Annotated in this window: 17 protein-coding genes; 8 read left to right on the top strand and 9 right to left on the bottom strand. The window is 75.5% G+C overall.

From position 1 onward, the window contains the following. Positions 1 to 3 precede the first annotated feature (3 nt). Together KJP73_RS11145 and KJP73_RS11140 are read left to right on the top strand one after the other, a co-directional pair. A complete protein-coding gene (locus tag KJP73_RS11145) occupies positions 4 to 627 on the top strand; it encodes a DUF3043 domain-containing protein (protein ID WP_213282935.1) in 624 nt (207 codons plus the stop codon). A 55-nt stretch (positions 628 to 682) separates the two neighbouring features. Beyond that, entirely contained in the window at positions 683 to 1693 is a 1011-nt protein-coding gene (locus KJP73_RS11140; protein WP_213282934.1) for an aldo/keto reductase family protein, read from the top strand. A 72-nt stretch (positions 1694 to 1765) separates the two neighbouring features. Here KJP73_RS11140 and KJP73_RS11135 read toward each other — a convergent pair whose 3' ends face one another. Beyond that, positions 1766 to 2455: a YczE/YyaS/YitT family protein gene (locus tag KJP73_RS11135; protein WP_213282933.1), complete on the bottom strand. Its 690-nt coding sequence runs from the start codon at positions 2453 to 2455 to the stop codon at positions 1766 to 1768. 61 nt (positions 2456 to 2516) lie between these two features. Between KJP73_RS11135 and KJP73_RS11130 the strand changes: the two genes are divergently transcribed. After that, entirely contained in the window at positions 2517 to 3986 is a 1470-nt protein-coding gene (locus KJP73_RS11130; protein WP_213282932.1) for a PLP-dependent aminotransferase family protein, read from the top strand. Positions 3987 to 4009: 23 nt separating this feature from the next. Here the strand turns inward: KJP73_RS11130 and KJP73_RS11125 are convergent, their stop codons facing one another. The 4 genes from KJP73_RS11125 to KJP73_RS11110 are packed head-to-tail and all read right to left on the bottom strand — an operon-like array spanning position 4010 to position 6195. After that, the gene (locus KJP73_RS11125) at positions 4010 to 4255 is read right to left on the bottom strand and encodes a hypothetical protein (RefSeq protein WP_249669313.1); all 246 of its coding nucleotides are present in this window, start codon (positions 4253 to 4255) and stop codon (positions 4010 to 4012) included. After that, complete coding sequence (locus KJP73_RS11120; protein WP_213282931.1) at positions 4252 to 5307, bottom strand: quinone-dependent dihydroorotate dehydrogenase; 1056 nt, start codon at positions 5305 to 5307, stop codon at positions 4252 to 4254. The genes KJP73_RS11125 and KJP73_RS11120 overlap by 4 nt, the downstream gene beginning before the upstream one ends. Before the next feature lie 10 nt (positions 5308 to 5317). Further along, entirely contained in the window at positions 5318 to 5806 is a 489-nt protein-coding gene (locus tag KJP73_RS11115; RefSeq protein WP_213282930.1) for a hypothetical protein, read from the bottom strand. Further along, on the bottom strand, positions 5806 to 6195 hold the full coding sequence (locus tag KJP73_RS11110; RefSeq protein WP_433995168.1) for a hypothetical protein: 390 nt from the start codon (positions 6193 to 6195) through the stop codon (positions 5806 to 5808). Before KJP73_RS11110 ends, KJP73_RS11115 begins: the two co-directional genes overlap by 1 nt. A 6-nt stretch (positions 6196 to 6201) precedes the next feature. Between KJP73_RS11110 and KJP73_RS11105 the strand changes: the two genes are divergently transcribed. After that, on the top strand, positions 6202 to 7698 hold the full coding sequence (locus KJP73_RS11105) for a leucyl aminopeptidase (protein WP_213282928.1): 1497 nt from the start codon (positions 6202 to 6204) through the stop codon (positions 7696 to 7698). Between the two features lie 7 nt (positions 7699 to 7705). Here KJP73_RS11105 and KJP73_RS11100 read toward each other — a convergent pair whose 3' ends face one another. Continuing rightward, entirely contained in the window at positions 7706 to 8095 is a 390-nt protein-coding gene (locus tag KJP73_RS11100) for an oxidoreductase (protein ID WP_213282927.1), read from the bottom strand. A 214-nt stretch (positions 8096 to 8309) separates the two neighbouring features. Here KJP73_RS11100 and lpdA point away from each other — a divergent pair, with 214 nt between their 5' ends. The 3 genes from lpdA to KJP73_RS11085 all read left to right on the top strand — a co-directional run bounded on the left by lpdA (position 8310) and on the right by KJP73_RS11085 (position 13697). Further along, positions 8310 to 9695: a dihydrolipoyl dehydrogenase gene (gene lpdA / locus KJP73_RS11095; protein ID WP_213282926.1), complete on the top strand. Its 1386-nt coding sequence runs from the start codon at positions 8310 to 8312 to the stop codon at positions 9693 to 9695. Positions 9696 to 9727: 32 nt separating this feature from the next. Then, positions 9728 to 11587 (top strand): 2-oxoglutarate dehydrogenase, E2 component, dihydrolipoamide succinyltransferase, encoded by a 1860-nt coding sequence (gene sucB, locus KJP73_RS11090; protein ID WP_213282925.1) that lies wholly within the window; start codon positions 9728 to 9730, stop codon positions 11585 to 11587. Positions 11588 to 11753: 166 nt separating this feature from the next. Beyond that, positions 11754 to 13697 carry a glucoamylase family protein gene (locus KJP73_RS11085; RefSeq protein WP_213282924.1) on the top strand — a complete coding sequence of 648 codons (1944 nt, stop codon included), beginning with the start codon at positions 11754 to 11756 and terminating at the stop codon, positions 13695 to 13697. 21 nt (positions 13698 to 13718) lie between these two features. Here the strand turns inward: KJP73_RS11085 and KJP73_RS11080 are convergent, their stop codons facing one another. Next, positions 13719 to 14723 carry a LacI family DNA-binding transcriptional regulator gene (locus KJP73_RS11080; RefSeq protein ID WP_213282923.1) on the bottom strand — a complete coding sequence of 335 codons (1005 nt, stop codon included), beginning with the start codon at positions 14721 to 14723 and terminating at the stop codon, positions 13719 to 13721. 65 nt (positions 14724 to 14788) lie between these two features. Here KJP73_RS11080 and KJP73_RS11075 point away from each other — a divergent pair, with 65 nt between their 5' ends. Beyond that, positions 14789 to 15676 (top strand): TIGR01777 family oxidoreductase, encoded by an 888-nt coding sequence (locus tag KJP73_RS11075; protein ID WP_213282922.1) that lies wholly within the window; start codon positions 14789 to 14791, stop codon positions 15674 to 15676. Positions 15677 to 15799: 123 nt separating this feature from the next. On the opposite strand, the gene KJP73_RS11070 is transcribed toward KJP73_RS11075, so the two are convergent. Further along, on the bottom strand, positions 15800 to 16840 hold the full coding sequence (locus KJP73_RS11070) for a Gfo/Idh/MocA family protein (RefSeq protein ID WP_213282921.1): 1041 nt from the start codon (positions 16838 to 16840) through the stop codon (positions 15800 to 15802). Between the two features lie 10 nt (positions 16841 to 16850). Continuing rightward, on the bottom strand, positions 16851 to 18254 hold a 1404-nt coding region (locus tag KJP73_RS11065; RefSeq protein WP_213282920.1), incomplete at its 5' end, for an MMPL family transporter.

Here is an 18254-nt window from a genome sequence, read left to right as displayed (position 1 = left end):
GTGGTGTTCGGACGCAGCAAGGACAGCAGCACGGGTGCCACCGCCGCGACGGGGCAGGCGCCCCTGACCGAGGAGACCCCGGGTCTCGTCGAGGTGCCCGGCGGCACGAAGGGCCGGCCGACGCCGAAGCGGAAGGTCGCCGAGGCGGCCAACCGGCGCCCGCTGGTCCCCACGGACCGCAAGGCCGCCGCCAAGGAGGCCCGGTCCGCGCAGCGCGCCGAGCGCGACAAGCAGTACGCCGCGATGCAGACCGGTGACGAGCGCTACCTCCCCGCCAAGGACAAGGGCCCCGTCCGCCGGTATGTCCGGCAGTACGTCGACGCCCGCTGGAGCCTCGGCGAGATGTTCCTGCCGATCGCGATCGTCATGCTGCTGCTCAACATGCTGCTCAGCCAGGTCAGCGCGGAGTTCGCGTTCCTCGGCCTGGTGGTCCTGTACGTGTTCATCATCGCGATGGTCGTCGACGTGGCGATCATGTGGCGCAAGCTCCGCAAGAAGCTCGTCGCGAAGTTCGGCGCCGACGCCGTCGTCCGCGGCACGATGATGTACGCCGTCACCCGGGTGTTCCAGATCCGGCGTGCCCGGCTGCCGAAGCCGCAGGTCAAGCACGGCGAGTACCCGGAGTGACCCGCCGCTGACCGCCTCGGCGAGCGCACCCGCGCGGTCGTCCTAGGGTGGTCGCATGGTCAACTACCGCCACCTGGGCCGCTCCGGCCTCAAGATCTCCGAGATCACCTACGGCAACTGGCTCACGCACGGCTCGCAGGTCGAGAACGACGCCGCAGCCGCCTGCGTGCGGGCCGCGCTCGACAACGGCATCACGTCCTTCGACACCGCGGACGTCTACGCGAACACGGTCGCCGAGGAGGTGCTCGGCGAGGCCCTCAAGGGCGAGCGCCGGCAGTCCCTCGAGATCTTCACGAAGGTCTACTGGCCGACCGGCCCCAAGGGCCCGAACGACTCCGGCCTGTCCCGCAAGCACATCCTCGAGTCCATCGACGGCTCGCTGCGCCGCCTGCAGACCGACTACGTCGACCTGTACCAGGCGCACCGCTACGACCACGAGACGCCGCTCGAGGAGACGATGCAGGCGTTCGCGGACGTCGTGCGCTCCGGCAAGGCGCTGTACATCGGCGTCTCCGAGTGGACCGCCGACCAGATCCGCGCCGGCCAGGAGCTCGCGCAGGACCTCGGCTTCCGCCTCGTGTCGAACCAGCCGCAGTACTCCGCGCTGTGGCGGGTCATCGAGGGCGAGGTCGTCCCGACGTCCGAGGAGCTCGGGCTGTCGCAGATCGTCTGGTCCCCCGTCGCGCAGGGCGTGCTCACCGGCAAGTACAAGCCGGGCCAGCCGCTGCCCGAGGGCTCCCGCGCGACGGACGAGAAGGGCGGCGCCCGGATGGTCAAGTCGTTCCTCGACCGCCCGAACGTCCTGCAGCGCGTCCAGGACCTGACGCCGGTCGCCGACGAGCTCGGGCTGTCGCTCGCGCAGCTCGCGGTGGCCTGGGTGCTGCAGAACCGGAACGTGGCCGCGGCGATCATCGGCGCCTCCCGGCCGGAGCAGGTCGTGGAGAACGTCAAGGCGTCCGGCGTCGAGATCCCGGCCGAGCTGATGGCGCGGATCGACGACGTGCTGGGCGACGCCGTGATCAGCGACCCGGCGGAGACGGCGAAGAGCTCCCCCGCCACGCGCTGACGCGCACCGCACGACGCAGGGCCGGGTCGCCGACGAGGTGACCCGGCCCTGAGCCGTCCGGCCGGGGTGCGGTCAGCGCCCCTCGCCCGGCTCCGCCGGTTCGGCAGCCGCGACCGCTGCCGGGACGGGCACCGTGAGCCGCGGCAGCAGCAGGTGGATCAGCGGGCCGATCCCCAGCGCGTAGGCCAGCGTCGCGAACCCGAGCGTGCCTCCGAGCAGCCACCCGACCAGGACCACCGTGACCTCGATCGCGATCCGGACGGGGCCCACGGGCCAGCCGGTGCGCGCGACCAGGCCGGTCATCAGGCCGTCGCGCGGGCCGGGGCCGAGGCGTGCGCCGATGTACAGCCCGCTGGCGACCGCGTTCAGCGCGATGCCGCCGACGACGAGGGCGATCCGCGCGGCGAGCGGCAGGGGGTCCGGCAGCCGGTCGAGCAGCGCGAGGAACGGGTCGACGAGCACGCCGATGACCAGCACGTTCGCGACGGTGCCGATGCCCGGGCGCTGCCGGATCGGCCACCAGCACGCGAGCACCAGCACGCTGATCACGAGCGTGGCGGTGCCGAGCGACCAGCCGAGCTGACGTGCCGCGCCCTGGCTGAGCACGTCCCAGGGCATGTTGCCGAGGCCGGAGTGCACCAGCATCGCGATGGACAGGGCGTACAGGACGAGGCCGCCCAGGAGCTGGGCGCCCCGGCGGGCGGCGTGCGTGCCGGCGCGGTCGACGCGGCCCGGGGCGACGGTGGAGGCGTGCGTGGTCATGGCCTCATCCTGACCGCCAGGTGGCCTTCCGTTCGATAGCCACTTGCGCAAGAGTGGCCTCATGTCCTCGCTCCTCGTCTCCGACCGCCGGATCGGCGGCACCGGCCTGGCGTCCGTGCTGGGCGGCTGGCGTCGACCCGGCCCCGCCTACGCGGCGCTGGCCGACGCGGTGCGCCGCGCCGTGCTCGCCGGCGACCTGCCCCTCGCGACCCGCGTCCCCGGGGAGCGGGAGCTCGCGGCCGCGCTCGGCGTCTCCCGGACCACGACCTCGGGAGCGTACGGGCTGCTGCGGGACGAGGGGTACCTGGTGAGCCGGCAAGGGTCCGGCACGGTGACGGCACTGCCCCCTGCGGACCGCCGCGGGCCCGCGACCCGGACGCCGGCGCGACCCACGGCCCCCGAGGGCGTCGTCGACCTCACGATCGCCGCGTGCGCCGCGCCCCGCACGCTGCACGGTGCCGCCCTCCGCGCTGTCGAGGAGCTCCCCCGGCACGCGGGCCACGGCTACGCCCCGCTCGGCCTGGACGTCCTGCGCGAGGCGGTCGCCGACCGGTACACCGCGCGCGGGACCCCCACGTCCCCCGACCAGGTGCTCGTGACGACCGGTGCGCAGCACGCGATCGCCCTGCTCATGTCCACGCACGCCGGCCCCGGCGACCGGGTGGTCGTCGAGCAGCCCACCTACCCGCACGCGATCGAGGCGGTGCGCGCCGCGGGTGCCCGCCCGGTGCCGGTCCCGACGGGACCCGCCGGCACCGACCTGGACCTGCTGGAGTCGACGGTCCGCCAGGTCGCGCCGCGGCTCGTCTACCTGATCCCGGACCACCACAACCCGACCGGTGCGACGCTGAGCGCCGCCGGCCGCGCCCGGGTGCGGGAGCTCGCCGCGCGCACGGGCACGGTCGTGGCCGGCGACGAGGTGCTGACCGACCTCACGCTGGACGGCCCCGGGCCGGAGCCGTGGGCGGGCGACGGCCGGGCGGCCCGCGTGGTGGCGATCGGCTCGATGTCGAAGAGCCACTGGGGCGGCCTCCGGGTCGGCTGGCTGCGCGGACCGGCGGACCTCGTCACGCGGCTCGCGCTGGCTCGCCGGGCAACGGACCTCGGCACCGCGGTGCTGGACCAGCTCGTGGCCGTCGAGCTGCTGCGGCTGGGCGCCGAACCGGTCGAGGAGCGGCGCGCGCAGCTCCGCGCGGGCCGGGACCTGCTCGCCGGCCTGCTGGCGGAGCGGCTGCCCGGCTGGCGGTTCACGGTGCCGGCCGGCGGCCAGTCGCTGTGGGTGGACCTGGGCGCGCCGGTGTCGTCGGCGCTCAGCGCGCTCGCCCTCGCGCACGGTGTGCGGGTGGCGCCCGGGCCGGCCTTCGGCGTCGACGGCGGGCTGGAGGACCGGCTCCGCGTGCCCTTCACCGCGCCCGCGGCGGAGCTGCGGCGGGCCGTCGACGGGCTCGCGATGGCGTGGGCGGCGCTCGGGTCGCCAGGAGCGGACCGAGACGGCGCGTACGCGGCCGCGCGGCCCAGCGCGTTCGTCTGAGCGGGGCCGGAGCCCGGGCCTCGTCAGGCCCGCGGGTTGCCGAGCACCTGCTCCGGGACCGCGGTGAGGTCGTAGGCCGGGGGCACCACGGTGCCGTCGTTCCGCAGCCGGGCGGTCCGCACGCCCTGCTCGCGCAGCGCGCGCCACTGCAGCCCGAACCACTCCTCCGCGTCGAACCGGGTCGGGAACACCGGCGACAGCGGCCGGTCCAGCACCTGCCCGTCCGCGCCCGTGTACTCCCACGCCCACCGGGGCCGCAGCGCGGTCACGGGGCGACCCGCTCGGCGCGGGCGGCGGCGTCGCGCGCGAGCGCCCGGCCGATCCGGGACGCCCAGAACGGCCCCTCGTAGATGAAGCCGGTGTAGCCCTGGACCAGGTCGGCGCCCGCGGCGAGGTAGGCCTGCGCGTCCGCCGCGGTGCTGATCCCGCCGACGCCGATCACGACGGGTCCCGCACCGAGGCGGTGCCGCAGCCGCGCGACCACCACGAGCCCGCGGTCCAGCAGCGGCGGGCCGGACAGGCCGCCCTCGCCGAGGTCGTGCGCGATCGTGGTGTTGACGGCGACCACGCCGTCGAGCCCGAGCTCGGCCACCAGGTCCGCGACCGCGTCGACGTCCGCGTCGGCCAGGTCGGGGGCGATCTTCACCAGCAGCGGCACCCGCGGCCGGGGCACCGCGGCGGCGGCCTCGTCGGCGGCGGTCCGGGCGGCCTGCAGGATCGGCCGCAGCGCGTCCACCGACTGCAGGTCGCGAAGCCCGGGGGTGTTCGGCGACGAGACGTTGACCACGAGGTAGTCCGCGTACGGCGCGAGATGGCCGGCGCTGGTGGCGTAGTCGTCGGCGGCGTCCTCCGGCGGTGTCACCTTGGTCTTGCCGATGTTGACGCCGACGACCAGGGCGCGGCCGGCGGCGGTCGAACGCAGCTTCCGCAGCCGCCGGGCGACCGCGACGGCGCCCTCGTTGTTGAAGCCCATCCGGTTGCGCAGGGCGCGCCGGTCGACGATCCGCCACAGCCGCGGGGCCTCGTTGCCGGGCTGCGGCCACGCCGTGACGGTGCCGACCTCGACGAACCCGAAGCCGAGCATCGTCAGGCCGGGGACCCCGACGGCGTTCTTGTCGAAGCCCGCCGCGAGCCCGAAGGGCGACGGGAACGTCCGGCCGAGCACCCGCACGGCGGCGGACGGCGGCACCGCCAGGGCGGACCGCAGCACCCCCCGCAGGACGGGGACGCGCGAGGCGACGCGGATCGCGCGGAACGCGAGGTGGTGCGCCCGCTCGGGGTCGAGGCGGGCGAAGACCAGGCGGAAGAGGAGGCCGTACACGTCCACCAACCTACTGGCCGGCCGGGGGCGCCGGCCGGGACCCGTCGCCCGCCGCCGGTCCGGCGGCGCGGCCCGGGCGGGTGCGCCAGAGCCACGCGAGCCCGAGGAACGGCAGGACGAGGGGGACGTAGCCGTACCCCTGCCCGTACGCGGACCACACGGTCTCGTCCGGGAAGTCCCCCGCGTCGAGCAGCGACAGGGTCCCCACGGCCAGCACCCCGACGAGCTCGACGGCCACGGCCGCCCACGCCACGGGCCGCCAGTCCCTCGCGAGCGCGAGCGTCGCGACCACGTACACGACCCCGGCCAGCGCGGACAGCAGGTACGCGAGGGGCGCCTCGTCGAACTTCTCCGCGATCTGGAACCCCGCGCGGGCCGTCGCCGCGAGGGCGAACACCCCGTACACGGCGACCAGCACGCGGCCGGGTCCGGCGGCGGTGCTCCTCGCGGGTGCCCCGGCGACGGGTGCCGACGGACGGCCGGGCGCGGGCGTGGTCATCAGGACCCCCAGGTCTGGTCGAGACGGAGCTGCAGGAACGCGACGGCGACCGCGGCCACGAGCAGCACGACGGACGACCACCGGCTGCGCTCGGCGAACGCCCACAGCGCGGCGGCGGGCAGCAGGACGAGCTGCGTGACGACGTAGCCCCAGAACACGGCCGGCTCGGCGGGGACCGTCCCGGTCGCGTGCAGGACGCCGGCGACGACCGCCTGCACCACCATCAGGCCCTCGACCACCGCGGCGCCCCACAGCTGGCGCAGCACGACGGCCCGGTCCCGGACCGCGAACCAGCCCGCCCAGCCGGCGAGCAGCAGCGCCGCCGCGGCGACGGCGTACAGGAGGACGGGGGTCACGGGGCCCCACGGTACCGGGCGCACCGCTAGCATCGGCTGGTGCCCCGAGTGACGTTGACCTCCGCGAACCCCACCCGCCAGACCGCCGACGCCCTCGTCGTCGCGGTCGCGAGCAGCCCGTCCGGCCCCCGCGTCGTCGGCGCCGACTGGCTGCCCGCCGACACCGCCGCGCAGGTGACCGGCCTCGCCGGGGTGCTCGGCGTGACGGGCGCCGTCGACGAGGTGCGGCGCGTGCCCGCCGGGACGGGGCTCGCGGCGAAGGTCGTGGTCCTCACCGGTGTCGGCGCGCTCGACGCGGGCGACTCCCCCGAGCCGGAGACCCTGCGGCGCGCGGCCGGAGCGGCCCTGCGCGAGCTGGGCGGCGCCCGGACCGTCGCGCTGGCCCTGCCCGCCGAGGACGTCCCGCAGGTCGCGGCGGTCGCCGAGGGCGCGCTGCTGGGCGCGTACTCCTACACCCGCTACCGCACGGGCGAGCAGACCGGCGCCCCCGCCGAGGACATCACCGTCCTGAGCCCGCGGTCCCGCGACAAGGCCGCGCAGGCGGCGCTGGCCCGCGCCGAGGTGCTGGCCGCGGCCGTGCACGGCGTGCGCGACCTGGTGAACGCCGCGCCGAACGACCTGTTCCCCGCCGCGTTCGCCGACGCCGCGAAGGCGGCCGTGAAGGACGCCGGCACCCGGAACCTCAAGGTGACCGTGCTCGACGAGAAGGCCCTCGCGGCCGGCGGCTACGGCGGCATCCTCGGCGTCGGCCAGGGGTCGGCCCGCCCGCCGCGCCTCGTCAAGGTGTCCTACACGCCGTCGCGCCCGGCCGCGAAGGTCGCGCTGGTCGGCAAGGGCATCACGTTCGACTCCGGCGGCATCTCGATCAAGCCCGCCGCCGGCATGGACGCGATGAAGTCCGACATGGCCGGTGCGGCCGCCGTGCTGCACACCGTCGTGGCCGCCGCCCGGCTCGAGCTGCCCGTGGCCGTCACCGGCTGGCTGTGCCTCGCGGAGAACATGCCGTCCGGCACCGCGCAGCGCCCGTCCGACGTGCTGACCATCCGCGGCGGCAAGACCGTCGAGGTGCTCAACACCGACGCCGAGGGCCGGCTCGTCATGGCGGACGGCCTGGTCGCCGCGGTCGAGGAGAAGCCGGACGTCGTCATCGACATCGCGACGCTCACCGGCGCCCAGCTGGTCGCGCTCGGCCCGCGCGTGTCCGCCGTCATGGGCACCGACGACGTCCGCACCGAGGTCGTCGACGCCGCGGAGGCCGCCGGCGAGGCGTTCTGGCCGATGCCGCTGCCCGCCGACCTGCGCGCCGGCCTGAAGTCGAAGGTCGCGGACCTCGCGAACATCGGCGACCGGTTCGGCGGCATGCTCACCGCCGGCATCTTCCTGCAGGAGTTCGTCGGGGCGACCCCGTGGGCGCACCTCGACATCGCCGGCCCCGCGTTCAACGAGAAGGCCGCGTTCGGGTACACGCCCGTCGGGGGCACCGGCGTCGGCGTCCGCACCCTGCTCGCGCTGATCGAGGCCCGCGCGGTGCGCTGACCCGCGCTCAGCGCGGGTCGGACGCGCGGCGCTCGGCCCGCTCCCGGGCGGCGCGCTCCCGCAGGATCCGCTGCCGGGTGTTCCAGTCGCGCATGCGCTGCGGGTAGCCGGTGCGCTGCACGTCGTAGAGGGGCACGCCCAGGGTGCGGGCGAGCTCGTGGCCCGCGCGCGCGTCGGGCACCCGGCGGCGGGTCCACTCCCCGTCGGTGGCGATGAGCATGAGCGTGGTCTGCGTGACGTTGGTCTGGGGCTCCAGGTACGCCTCGACGCCCACGCGGCTGCGGGTGAACTCGCGCAGGTGCTCCAGCGTCTCCTCCCGGGCGGCCTTCCCGGTGGGCGGGGCGTCCGGGGCCGCGGGGGTGCCGGACCGGCGACGCAGACGTGAGAACAGGCCCATGCGTCGAGCCTAACGGCGCATTCTGGGCACCGGCTGGGATTCACCCGCACAGCCGCACCCGGCAGTTCGCGCGCCCCGGACCCCCGAGACATGGGATGACTGTCTCCAGAATCACAGGGCAGGCGCGGTGATCTGGGTCGTCGGGCCTATGCGGAGATGACAAGATGACTCGGAACAACCGCGTTCCACAAGTCTGCGCCGGAGGAGTCTTCACGTGTCCGACACGACCGGATCCGCTTTCGACATCGTCGTCCTGGGCGGAGGGAGTGGCGGCTACGCGGCTGCGCTCCGCGGTGCCCAGCTCGGCCTGAGCGTCGCCCTGATCGAGGGCGACAAGGTCGGCGGAACCTGCCTGCACAACGGGTGCATCCCGACCAAGGCCCTGCTGCACGCCGCGGAGCTCGCCGACAACGCCCGCGAGGGCTCGCACTTCGGCGTGCAGACGCAGCTCACGGGCATCGACATGAACGGCGTCAACGAGTACAAGGACTCGGTGATCGGCCGGCTGTACAAGGGCCTGCAGGGCCTCATCAAGTCCCGCAAGATCACCGTCTTCGAGGGCTACGGCAAGCTCGTGGCGCAGGACACGGTCGAGGTGAACGGCGAGCGCGTCACCGGCCGCAACGTGATCCTCGGCACCGGCTCCTACGCCCGCTCGCTGCCCGGCCTGGAGATCGGCGGCCGCGTGATGACCTCCGACCAGGCGCTGAAGATGGACTTCGTGCCGAAGTCCGCGATCATCCTCGGCGGCGGCGTCATCGGCTCGGAGTTCGCGAGCGTCTGGAAGTCGTTCGGCGCGGACGTCACGATCATCGAGGCGCTCCCCCACCTGGTCCCGAACGAGGACGAGGCGCTGTCCAAGGCCTTCGAGCGCGCCTTCCGCAAGCGCGGCATCGCGTTCAACCTGGGCGTCCGGTTCTCCGGCGTGACCCAGGACGACGCCGGCGTGCACGTCTCGCTCGAGGACGGCAAGACGTTCGACGCGGACATCCTGCTCGTCGCCGTCGGCCGCGGCCCCCGCACCGCCGACCTGGGCTACGAGCAGCAGGGCATCACCCTGGACCGCGGCTTCGTCATCACGAACGAGCGCCTGCACACCGGCGTCGGCAACATCTACGCCGTCGGCGACATCGTCCCGGGCCTGCAGCTCGCGCACCGCGGCTTCGCCCAGGGCATCTTCGTCGCCGAGGAGATCGCGGGCCTGAACCCGCAGCCGATCGTCGAGTCCGGCATCCCGCGCGTCACCTACTCCGACCCCGAGGTCGCGTCCGTCGGCCTGACCGAGGCGAAGGCCAAGGAGGTGCACGGGGCCGACGCGGTCGAGACCCTCGAGTACAACCTGGGCGGCAACGGCAAGAGCCAGATCCTCGCGACGCAGGGCTTCATCAAGCTCGTGCGGCAGAAGGACGGCCCGGTCGTCGGTGTCCACATGATCGGCGCGCGCGTCGGCGAGCTCATCGGGGAGGGCCAGCTCATCGTGAACTGGGAGGCCTACCCCGAGGACGTCGCGTCGCTCGTCCACGCCCACCCCACGCAGAACGAGGCACTCGGCGAGGCGCACCTGGCGCTGGCCGGCAAGCCGCTGCACGCCCACAACTGACCACACGAACTTCGAAGGAGACACGAGCGGTCATGTCCGACAACGTGCAGCTTCCCGCTCTCGGCGAGTCCGTCACCGAGGGCACCGTCACCCGCTGGCTCAAGAACGTGGGCGACCGCGTCGAGGTCGACGAGCCCCTGCTCGAGATCTCGACCGACAAGGTCGACACCGAGGTGCCCTCGCCGTTCGCGGGCGTCCTCGAGCAGATCCTGGTGCAGGAGGACGAGACCGCCGAGGTCGGCGCCGTCCTCGCCGTGATCGGTGACGGCTCCGGCGCGGGCGGCGGCCAGTCCGCCCCGGCCGAGCAGCCGGCGCAGGAGTCCACGCCCGCCCCCGCCGAGCAGACGACGTCCGGCGAGGGCTACGGCTCCCCGGCGCCCGAGGCCGAGGCCGCCCCGCAGGCCGCACCGGCCGAGCAGCCCGCGCAGGCGGAGCAGCCCGCGCAGCAGGAGCAGCCGGTGTCCGGCGGCGACGTCGACGGCCAGCAGGTCACCCTGCCGGCGCTCGGCGAGTCCGTCACCGAGGGCACCGTCACCCGCTGGCTGAAGGCCGTGGGCGACTCCGTCGAGGTCGACGAGCCCCTGCTGGAGATCTCGACCGACAAGGTCGACACCGAGGTCCCGTCGCCGTTCGCCGGCGTCCTGCAGCAGATCCTGGTCGGCGAGGACGAGACCGCCGAGGTCGGCGCCCCGCTGGCCGTCATCGGCTCGGGCGCGGCCGCCGCCCCGGCGTCGCAGTCCGGCGAGACCGCGACGGCCGCCGCGCCGCCGGTCACCGAGGCCGCCGCGCAGTCCGCCGCGCCGGAGGAGGCCCCGGCCCCCACCCCGGCGCCGGTCTCCGCGCCGACCCAGCCGTCGCAGGGCACCCCGGCCCCGGCCGCCGCGCCCGCCGCTCCGGCTCAGCCGGCCCCGGCCGCGTCGGCCCCCGCCCCGCAGGCCGGCGGGTCGTACCTGACCCCGCTGGTCCGCAAGCTCGCCGCGGAGAAGGGCGTCGACGTCTCGACCCTCACGGGCACCGGCGTCGGCGGCCGCATCCGCAAGGAGGACGTCCTGGAGGCCGCCGCGAAGGCGGAGGAGGCCGCCAAGGCCGCCGCCGCCGCGCAGGCCCCCGCGGCCCCGGCCGCTGCTGCCGCCCCGGCCGCCGCTGCCGCCCCGAAGTCGCTGGAGCCGTCGCCGCTGCGCGGCACCACCGAGAAGGCCAGCCGCCTGCGGCAGGTCATCGCGGAGCGCATGGTCGACGCCCTGCACAGCCAGGCGCAGCTGACCACCGTGGTCGAGGTCGACGTCACCAAGGTGGCGCGCCTGCGGGCGAAGGCGAAGGAGGGCTTCAAGGCACGCGAGGGCGTCAACCTCACGTTCCTGCCGTTCTTCGTCCTCGCGGCCGTCGAGGCCCTCAAGGTGCACCCCAAGATCAACGGCGTGCTCGAGGGCAAGGAGATCACCTACCACGGCACGGAGAACGTGGGCATCGCGGTCGACACCGAGCGCGGCCTCGTCGTGCCGGTGATCCGGGACGCCGGCGACCTCAACCTCGCGGGCATCGGCCGCAAGATCGCCGACCTCGCGGGCCGCACCCGCGCCAACAAGGTCACCCCGGACGAGCTGTCCGGCGCGACCTTCACGGTGACCAACACGGGCTCCGGCGGCGCGCTGTTCGACACGCCGATCGTCCCCGGCGGCACCTCCGCGATCCTCGGCACCGGCACGATCGTCAAGCGCCCCGTGGTCACCACGGACGCCGACGGCGCCGAGGTCATCGCGATCCGGTCGATGTGCTACCTGGCCCTGTCGTACGACCACCGCCTGGTGGACGGCGCGGACGCCTCGCGGTACCTCATGACGGTGAAGCAGCGGATCGAGGAGGGCGCGTTCGAGGCCGAGGTCGGCCTCTGACGCGTGCGCCTCGTCGCACCCCCGACGCCCCGGTGACCCTCGCGGTCGCCGGGGCGTCGGCGTTCGCGCACCCGTTGACGGGTGCCGACGGCGCGGCTACCGTGCTCGGGCTCTTTCGACAACGGGTGTCGAAATTTCGGCGCCCCGGACCACGAGGACGTGCCCGATGCGAGAAGCAGCCCGCGCCGACGACCGGCGCCCTCCCTCCGACTCCCCCGACGGCCGGACCCCGCGCCGCGGCAGGCGCCGCCGGGCGGTGGCCGCGGCGGGCGTCGCGGTGGTCCTCGCCGCGGCCGGTGCGGCGCTGACGCCGGCAGCCGGCCTCGCCGCCACGCCCGCCCCCGCGGGCAACGGCCACGGGGCTGGTCATGGTGGCGGTCACGGCCAGGTCGACGAGGACCTGCTGCGCGGCTGGCTCACCGACACCTACGGGTCGCTGGAGGCGATGACCGACCCCGGCACCGGCCTGGTGGCCGACAACATCGCCGGCGCGCTGGACCCGTCGACCGCGAGCGCCTACACCTCCCCCACGAACATCGGCGGCTACCTCTGGTCGACCGTCGTCGCGCGGGACCTGGGCGTGCTGGACCCGGCGGAGGCGCGCGACCGGCTCGCCACGACGCTCGGCACGCTGGCGACGATGGACCGGCACGACGCGAGCGGGATGTTCTACAACTGGTACGACCCGGCGACGGGTGCCCGCGTGGACACCTGGCCGGGCGACGGCACGGTGGTCGAGCACTTCCTCAGCTCAGTGGACAACGGGTGGCTGGCCGCCGCGCTGCGGGTGGTCGCCGAGGCGGAGCCCTCGCTGGCCGCCGACGCGCAGGCGATCTACGACTCGATGCACTTCGGCATCTACTACAACCCGGACGGGCGACCGGACCTCGGCGTCGGCCTGCTGCGCGGGGGCTTCTGGGACTCCGAGCCCGCCGGCTGCTCGGTGCCCGGGAACTACACCGGCGGCGAGACCGTCTACTACACCTGCCACCACTACGACACGACGGTGTCGGAGACCCGGATCGCCCTGTACCTGGGCATCACCGACGGCGAGATCCCGCCGGAGGCGTACTACGGCACGTACCGGACGTTCCCGTCGACGTGCGACTGGTCGTGGCAGGAGCAGCGCCCGAGCGGCGTGACGCGCACCTACAGCGGTGTCCCCGTGTACGAGGGCGTGTACCACTACGGGGACATGGCGCTGGTGCCCGGGTGGGGCGGGTCGATGTTCGAGGCGCTGATGCCGGACATGCTGGTCCCGGAGTCCGAGTGGGCTCCGCGGTCCTGGGGTGTGAACCACCCGCTGGTCGTCGAGGCCCAGAAGCAGCACGGGCTCGAGGAGGCCGGCTACGGCTACTGGGGGTTCTCCCCCGCCAGCAACCCGCACGGCGGCTACGCGGAGTACGGCGTCGACGCGCTGGGCATGCGCTCGGACGGCTACCTGTCCGACGGGACGACCGACGTCGACGCCGGGTTCGCCGGCTGCCGCGAGGGCACCGACCCGGACCCGGAGTTCGGCGACGGCGTCGTGACCCCGCACGCCGCGTTCCTCGGGCTGGAGTACGACCCGCGCGGCGTGGTCGAGAACCTGCAGAACATCGCCGACGACCTCGGCGGCTACGGGCCGGGCGGCTTCTACGACTCGGTCGCGGTGCGGTCCGGGACCGTCGCCGAGCGGTACCTGTCCCTGGACCAGTCGATGATCGTCGCGGCGATCGGCAACTACCTGGACGACGGCGCCCTGCGGGACTACGTCACGGACGACGAGATGGAGCAGCGCCTGCGGCCCGTGCTGGCCGCCGAGGTGTTCTCGTCCGCGGCGGAGCCGGTGGTCCCGGCTGTCACCGACCCCGCACCGCGCCGCCCGGTCGCGCAGATCGACCACCTGGCCGGCACCGGCGAGCCCGGCGCCCACCTGACCGTCACCGGGCGGGACGGGGGCACGTGGTGCACCGCCGAGGTCGACGCCGACGGCGCGTGGTCGTGCGCCGTCACGCCCGTCACCCAGCGCGGGGCGCACCGCGTCACCGTGAGCACCACGAACGACGCGGGGATCACCGTGCAGTCGCGGCCGCTCACGCTCGTCGTCGCGCGGGGCGGGCACGGCTGACGCCCGGTGCACGGCGGCCGCTCAGCGCGGCGGGCTCGTCGAGCCCCGGACCACCAGCCGGGTCGCGAGCTCCAGGTGCGCCGGGCCGGGAGCACCCTCCCGCGCCCGGTGCACCAGCGTGACGGCGGCGTCGCCCATCTCGGCGAGCGGCTGCCGGACGGTCGTGAGCGCGGGGTCCAGCCACGCGGCCACGGGCAGGTCGTCGAAGCCGACCACCGCCAGGTCGTCCGGCACCCGGACCCCGTGCTCGCGGGCGGCGCGCAGCACGCCGATCGCCGTGTCGTCCGAGGTGGCGAACACGGCGGTCGGCGGGTCGTCCAGGCGCAGCAGCACGCTCGCCGCCCGGAACCCGCCGTCCACGCTGTAGTCCCCGTCGCGGACCAGGTCGTCGTCGGCGCCGATGCCCGCCTGGATCAGCGCCGTCCGGTACCCCGCCAGGCGCGCGACGGCGTTGTCCTGCTCCTGGGGTCCGGTGATGATCGCGATGCGCCGGTGACCCAGGCCCACGAGGTGCGCGGTGGCGTCCAGCCCGCCGCGGAAGTTCGTCGCGCCGACCGCCAGCAGGTCCGGGTCGGGCCGGGTCCGGGGGTCGACGACCACCAGCGGGACCGCCGCCCTCCCGAGGTCCGCCCGGGCGGCGTCGTCCGGCACCCCCACCACGCTGACCAGCCCGTCCGTGCCCCGCGCGAGCGCGTGCCTGACCCAGGCGCCGGACGACCCGGTGTCGGGGTCGACGGTCACGACCAGGTCGGAGCCCAGCCGGGCCGCCGCACGCGCCGCGCCCCGCACCACCGCCTCCGCCCAGGTGCTGTCCAGGTCGACCATCCGCAGGTCGACGAACCCCGTGCGCCGGCTGCCCGAGGGCCGCACCGCGTACCCGTGCCGTGCGAGCGCCTCCGTCACCCGCTGCCGGGTGGCCGGGGCCACGTCGGCGCGGGAGTTCAGCACCTTCGACACCGTCGGCACGGAGACCCCGGCCTCGGCGGCGACCACGGCGAGCGGCGGCGTCGGGCGGTCGGCGTCCATGGCGCCCCACCCTAGGGGCAGGCGCCCCACGGGCCCGGCCCGGGTCCGGGACGTAGGGTCGCGCCATGGTCGTGGTGGTGGCGGGGTCGAGCGGGCTGATCGGGACGGCGCTGGTCGAGCGCCTGCGGGCGGAGGGGCACACGGTGCGGCGGCTGGTCCGCCGGGCCCCGCGCGGCACCGACGAGGTCCGGTGGGACCCCGACGCCGGCGTGCTGCCCCCCGAGGCGCTCGCCGGCGCCGACGCCGTGGTGAACCTCGCGGGCGCGGGGGTCGGGGACAAGCGCCTCACGGACGCCCGCAAGCGGGTCGTCATCGAGTCCCGCACCCGGAGCACCGGGCTGATCGCCTCCGCGATCGCGGACATGGACCGGCCGCCGCGGGTGCTGCTCCAGGGATCGGCGACCGGCGCCTACGGCGAGCGCGGCGAGGACCTGGTCACGGAGGCCGAGCCGTACGGCGAGACGTTCCTGTCCGGCGTCGTGCGGGCCTGGGAGGCCGCCGCCGCGCCGGCCGTCGCGCGCCCCGGCGTCCGCGTGGCGTTCCTGCGCAGCGGCATCGTCCTGGCGCCCCGCGGCGGCGCGCTGGGCAAGCTGCTGCCGCTGATCCGCCTCGGCGTGGGCGGGCCGCTCGGGACGGGGCGCCAGTACTGGAGCTGGATCAGCCTGGAGGACGAGGTCCGCGCGATCCTGCACCTGCTCGACGCGCCGGTGTCCGGGCCGGTGAACCTGGTGGCGCAGCCGGCGCGGCACGGCGACATCGTCCGGGCGATCGCCGCGGAGCTGCACCGCCCCGCGCTCGTGCGGGTGCCGGGCTGGGCGCTGAAGATCGCGATCGGGCAGTTCTCCGAGGAGATCCTGGGCAGCCTGCGCGCGACCCCGACGGCGTTGGCGGCGGCGGGGTTCGTGCACCTGCACCCCACGCCGGAGGCCGCCGCGGCCGCGATGCTGCGCTGACCGCAGGTCGCCGAGACTGCAGCTGCTGGGCGGTTCCCGGCCCGCGAACCGCCCGGGTTCTGCAGTCTCAGCGGGAGGGGCGGCGCGCGGGAGGGGATGGGGAGGAAGGGCGCGGGGCGTCGGTCAGGGGGCGTCGAGCTGGACCACGCGGTGCTCCGCCGACGAGACCCGCGCCGCGTCCAGGACCCGCGCCGTGACCACCGCGTCCGCCGGGTCCACCGGGACCGGCCCCGTGCCGCGGACCCACGCCTCGACCGCGCGGTAGAAGTCGGGGTGCCCGCCCGGCGCGCGGCGGACCGGCTGCTTCTCGGCGCCGCGCACCAGCCAGCCCTCGTGGTCCTCCCCCGCGGCCTCGTCCAGGACGGCGAACGGCGTCGCCTCCCCCTCGAAGCTCGTGACCAGGTAGGCCCCGCGCTCCCCGAGCACCCGCGTGCGCGGGCCGGGCGCGCCCACGAGCCCGCCGGCCTGCAGGTGGCTGATGACCGCCGTCCCGTCCGGGCGTGCCGCGTGGGTGAGCGCGAGGAACACGTCGTCGACCGCCGGCGTGGTGATGTTCCGGAGCTCGGCGTGCACGCTCGCGACCGGGCCGAACAGCTGCACCGCCGAGTCGACCAGGTGCGCTCCGAGGTCCAGCAGCAGGCCGCCGGCGCGGGTGTCGTTCTCCTTCCACCGGTTCTGCGGCACGGGCCGGAACCGCTCCCAGCGCCGCTCGAACCGGTGCACCCGGCCGAGCTCCCCGGCGTCGAGCAGCGCCCGCAGCGTCAGCTGCTCCGGGTCCCACCGCCGGTTCTGGAACACGGTGAGCCTGCCCCCCGCCTCGGCACCGGCCCGGGCGAGCTCCGCGGCCTCGTCGGCGGTCGTGGCCAGCGGCTTGTCGACGACCACGGCCACCCCCGCCGCGAGCGCGAGGCGCACGTGCTCTGCGTGCCGGCCCGTGGGGCTGGCGATGACGACCACGTCGAGGTCGCCGGCGTGCGCGAGCATCCCCGCGACCTCCCCGTCGACCGCGACGTCCGGCCAGTCCTCCTCCGCGACGGCGGCCCGCTCGGGGCTCCGGGTGACGACCCGGACCACCTGCGCGCCGACCTCGCGGAGCAGGCGGGCGTGGATGCCCCGCCCCGCCGACCCGTACCCGACCAGTCCCACCCGCAGCGTGTCCGTCATGGCCGCCACCCTAGGCCGCCCGGTCGACGGCCTCCTGGCGGGCGAGCCGGCTGGGCCACCAGGTCCGCGGGCCGAGGTCGTGCACCAGGGCCGGCACGAGCAGGCTCCGCACGACCAGCGTGTCGAGCAGCACGCCGAACGCCACGATGAACGCCAGCTGGGCCAGGAACAGCAGCGGGATGACGCCGAGCGCCGCGAACGTCGCCGCGAGCACGATCCCGGCCGACGTGATCACCCCGCCGGTCACCGCCAGGCCGCGCAGCACGCCCACGCGGGTGCCGCTGCGCACGCTCTCCTCCCGGACCCGCGTCATGAGGAAGATCGAGTAGTCGACCCCGAGCGCGACCAGGAACGTGAACGCGTAGAGCGGCACGGCGGGGTCGGCCCCCGGGAAGTCGAGCACGTGCTCGAACACGAGCGCCGCCACGCCGAGCGCCGCCGCGAAGGACAGCACGTTCGCCAGCATGAGCAGCACCGCGGCGGCCACGGACCGCAGCAGCACCATGAGGATCAGCAGGATGACGACCAGCACCACCGGCACGATCACCCGCAGGTCCCGGGTGCCAGCGTCCTGCGCGTCGAGCGTCTCCGCGGCCGCCCCGCCGACCAGCGCGTCGGGCACCGCCTCGTGCACGGCCTCCCGCAGCCGCTCGACGGTGTCGACGCCCGCCGTGGTGTCGGCGGCGTCCTGGGTGGCGACGTCGACGCGCACGTTCCCGTCGACGACGACCGGCTCCGCGGCCTCGGCGGCCCCGTCCGTGGGCGGGCCGGCAGGCGCGCCGCTCGACGCCCCGGTGTACGGGGTCGCCGACACCACGCCGTCCACCCCGAGTGCCGCCTCGACCACCGCGTCGGCGTCCTCGGCGGCCACGACGACGGTCGCGGGCTGCACCGTGCCGGCCGGGAAGTGCTCGGCGAGCACCTCCTCGCCGGCCACGGCGTCGACGTCGCTGAGGAACACGTCGGCCTGGCCGGTCCCGGACGCCTGGAACGTCGGGAGGAACGCGGCGAACCCGAGCAGCACGACGGTGGTGACGACCCAGACCACCCGGTCCCGGCGGCCCACGCCCCGGGCGAGCCGGCCCCACAGCCCCGCCGCCGGCGCGGGGTCGGCGCCGGACCCGGGCGCGACGTGCGTCCCGTGGTGCGCCGGTCCGGTCTGGCCGGCCGCCACGGGCTCCGCCGCGGGACCGGCGGCGTGCGCGCCGATCTCCGGGCGCGGGACGCGCGGCCAGAACAGCACCCGGGACCGCCGGCCCGCGACGAGCAGCAGCAGCGGCAGGAGCGTGAACGCCGCCAGGTACGCGGACGCGATGCCGATCGCGCCGACCGGCCCGAGGCTGCGGTTCGACGCGAGGTCCGAGAGCAGGAGGCAGAGCAGGCCGGCGACGACCGTCCCGGCGGACGCGGTGAT

The organism is Cellulomonas hominis, from assembly GCF_901521055.1.
GTDB lineage: Bacteria > Actinomycetota > Actinomycetes > Actinomycetales > Cellulomonadaceae > Cellulomonas > Cellulomonas endometrii.
This window is presented reverse-complemented; position numbering and strand designations above follow the sequence as displayed.

Coding starts and splice junctions, on each gene's coding strand:
- KJP73_RS11140 (WP_213282934.1), top strand. CDS start 683: ATGGTCAACTACCGCCACCTGGGCCGCTCCGGCCTCAAGATCTCCGAG.
- KJP73_RS11135 (WP_213282933.1), bottom strand. CDS start 2,455: ATGACCACGCACGCCTCCACCGTCGCCCCGGGCCGCGTCGACCGCGCC.
- KJP73_RS11130 (WP_213282932.1), top strand. CDS start 2,517: ATGTCCTCGCTCCTCGTCTCCGACCGCCGGATCGGCGGCACCGGCCTG.
- KJP73_RS11115 (WP_213282930.1), bottom strand. CDS start 5,806: ATGACCACGCCCGCGCCCGGCCGTCCGTCGGCACCCGTCGCCGGGGCA.
- KJP73_RS11110 (WP_433995168.1), bottom strand. CDS start 6,195: ATGCTAGCGGTGCGCCCGGTACCGTGGGGCCCCGTGACCCCCGTCCTC.
- KJP73_RS11100 (WP_213282927.1), bottom strand. CDS start 8,095: ATGGGCCTGTTCTCACGTCTGCGTCGCCGGTCCGGCACCCCCGCGGCC.
- sucB (WP_213282925.1), top strand. CDS start 9,728: ATGTCCGACAACGTGCAGCTTCCCGCTCTCGGCGAGTCCGTCACCGAG.
- KJP73_RS11085 (WP_213282924.1), top strand. CDS start 11,754: ATGCGAGAAGCAGCCCGCGCCGACGACCGGCGCCCTCCCTCCGACTCC.
- KJP73_RS11080 (WP_213282923.1), bottom strand. CDS start 14,723: ATGGACGCCGACCGCCCGACGCCGCCGCTCGCCGTGGTCGCCGCCGAG.
- KJP73_RS11075 (WP_213282922.1), top strand. CDS start 14,789: ATGGTCGTGGTGGTGGCGGGGTCGAGCGGGCTGATCGGGACGGCGCTG.
- KJP73_RS11070 (WP_213282921.1), bottom strand. CDS start 16,840: ATGACGGACACGCTGCGGGTGGGACTGGTCGGGTACGGGTCGGCGGGG.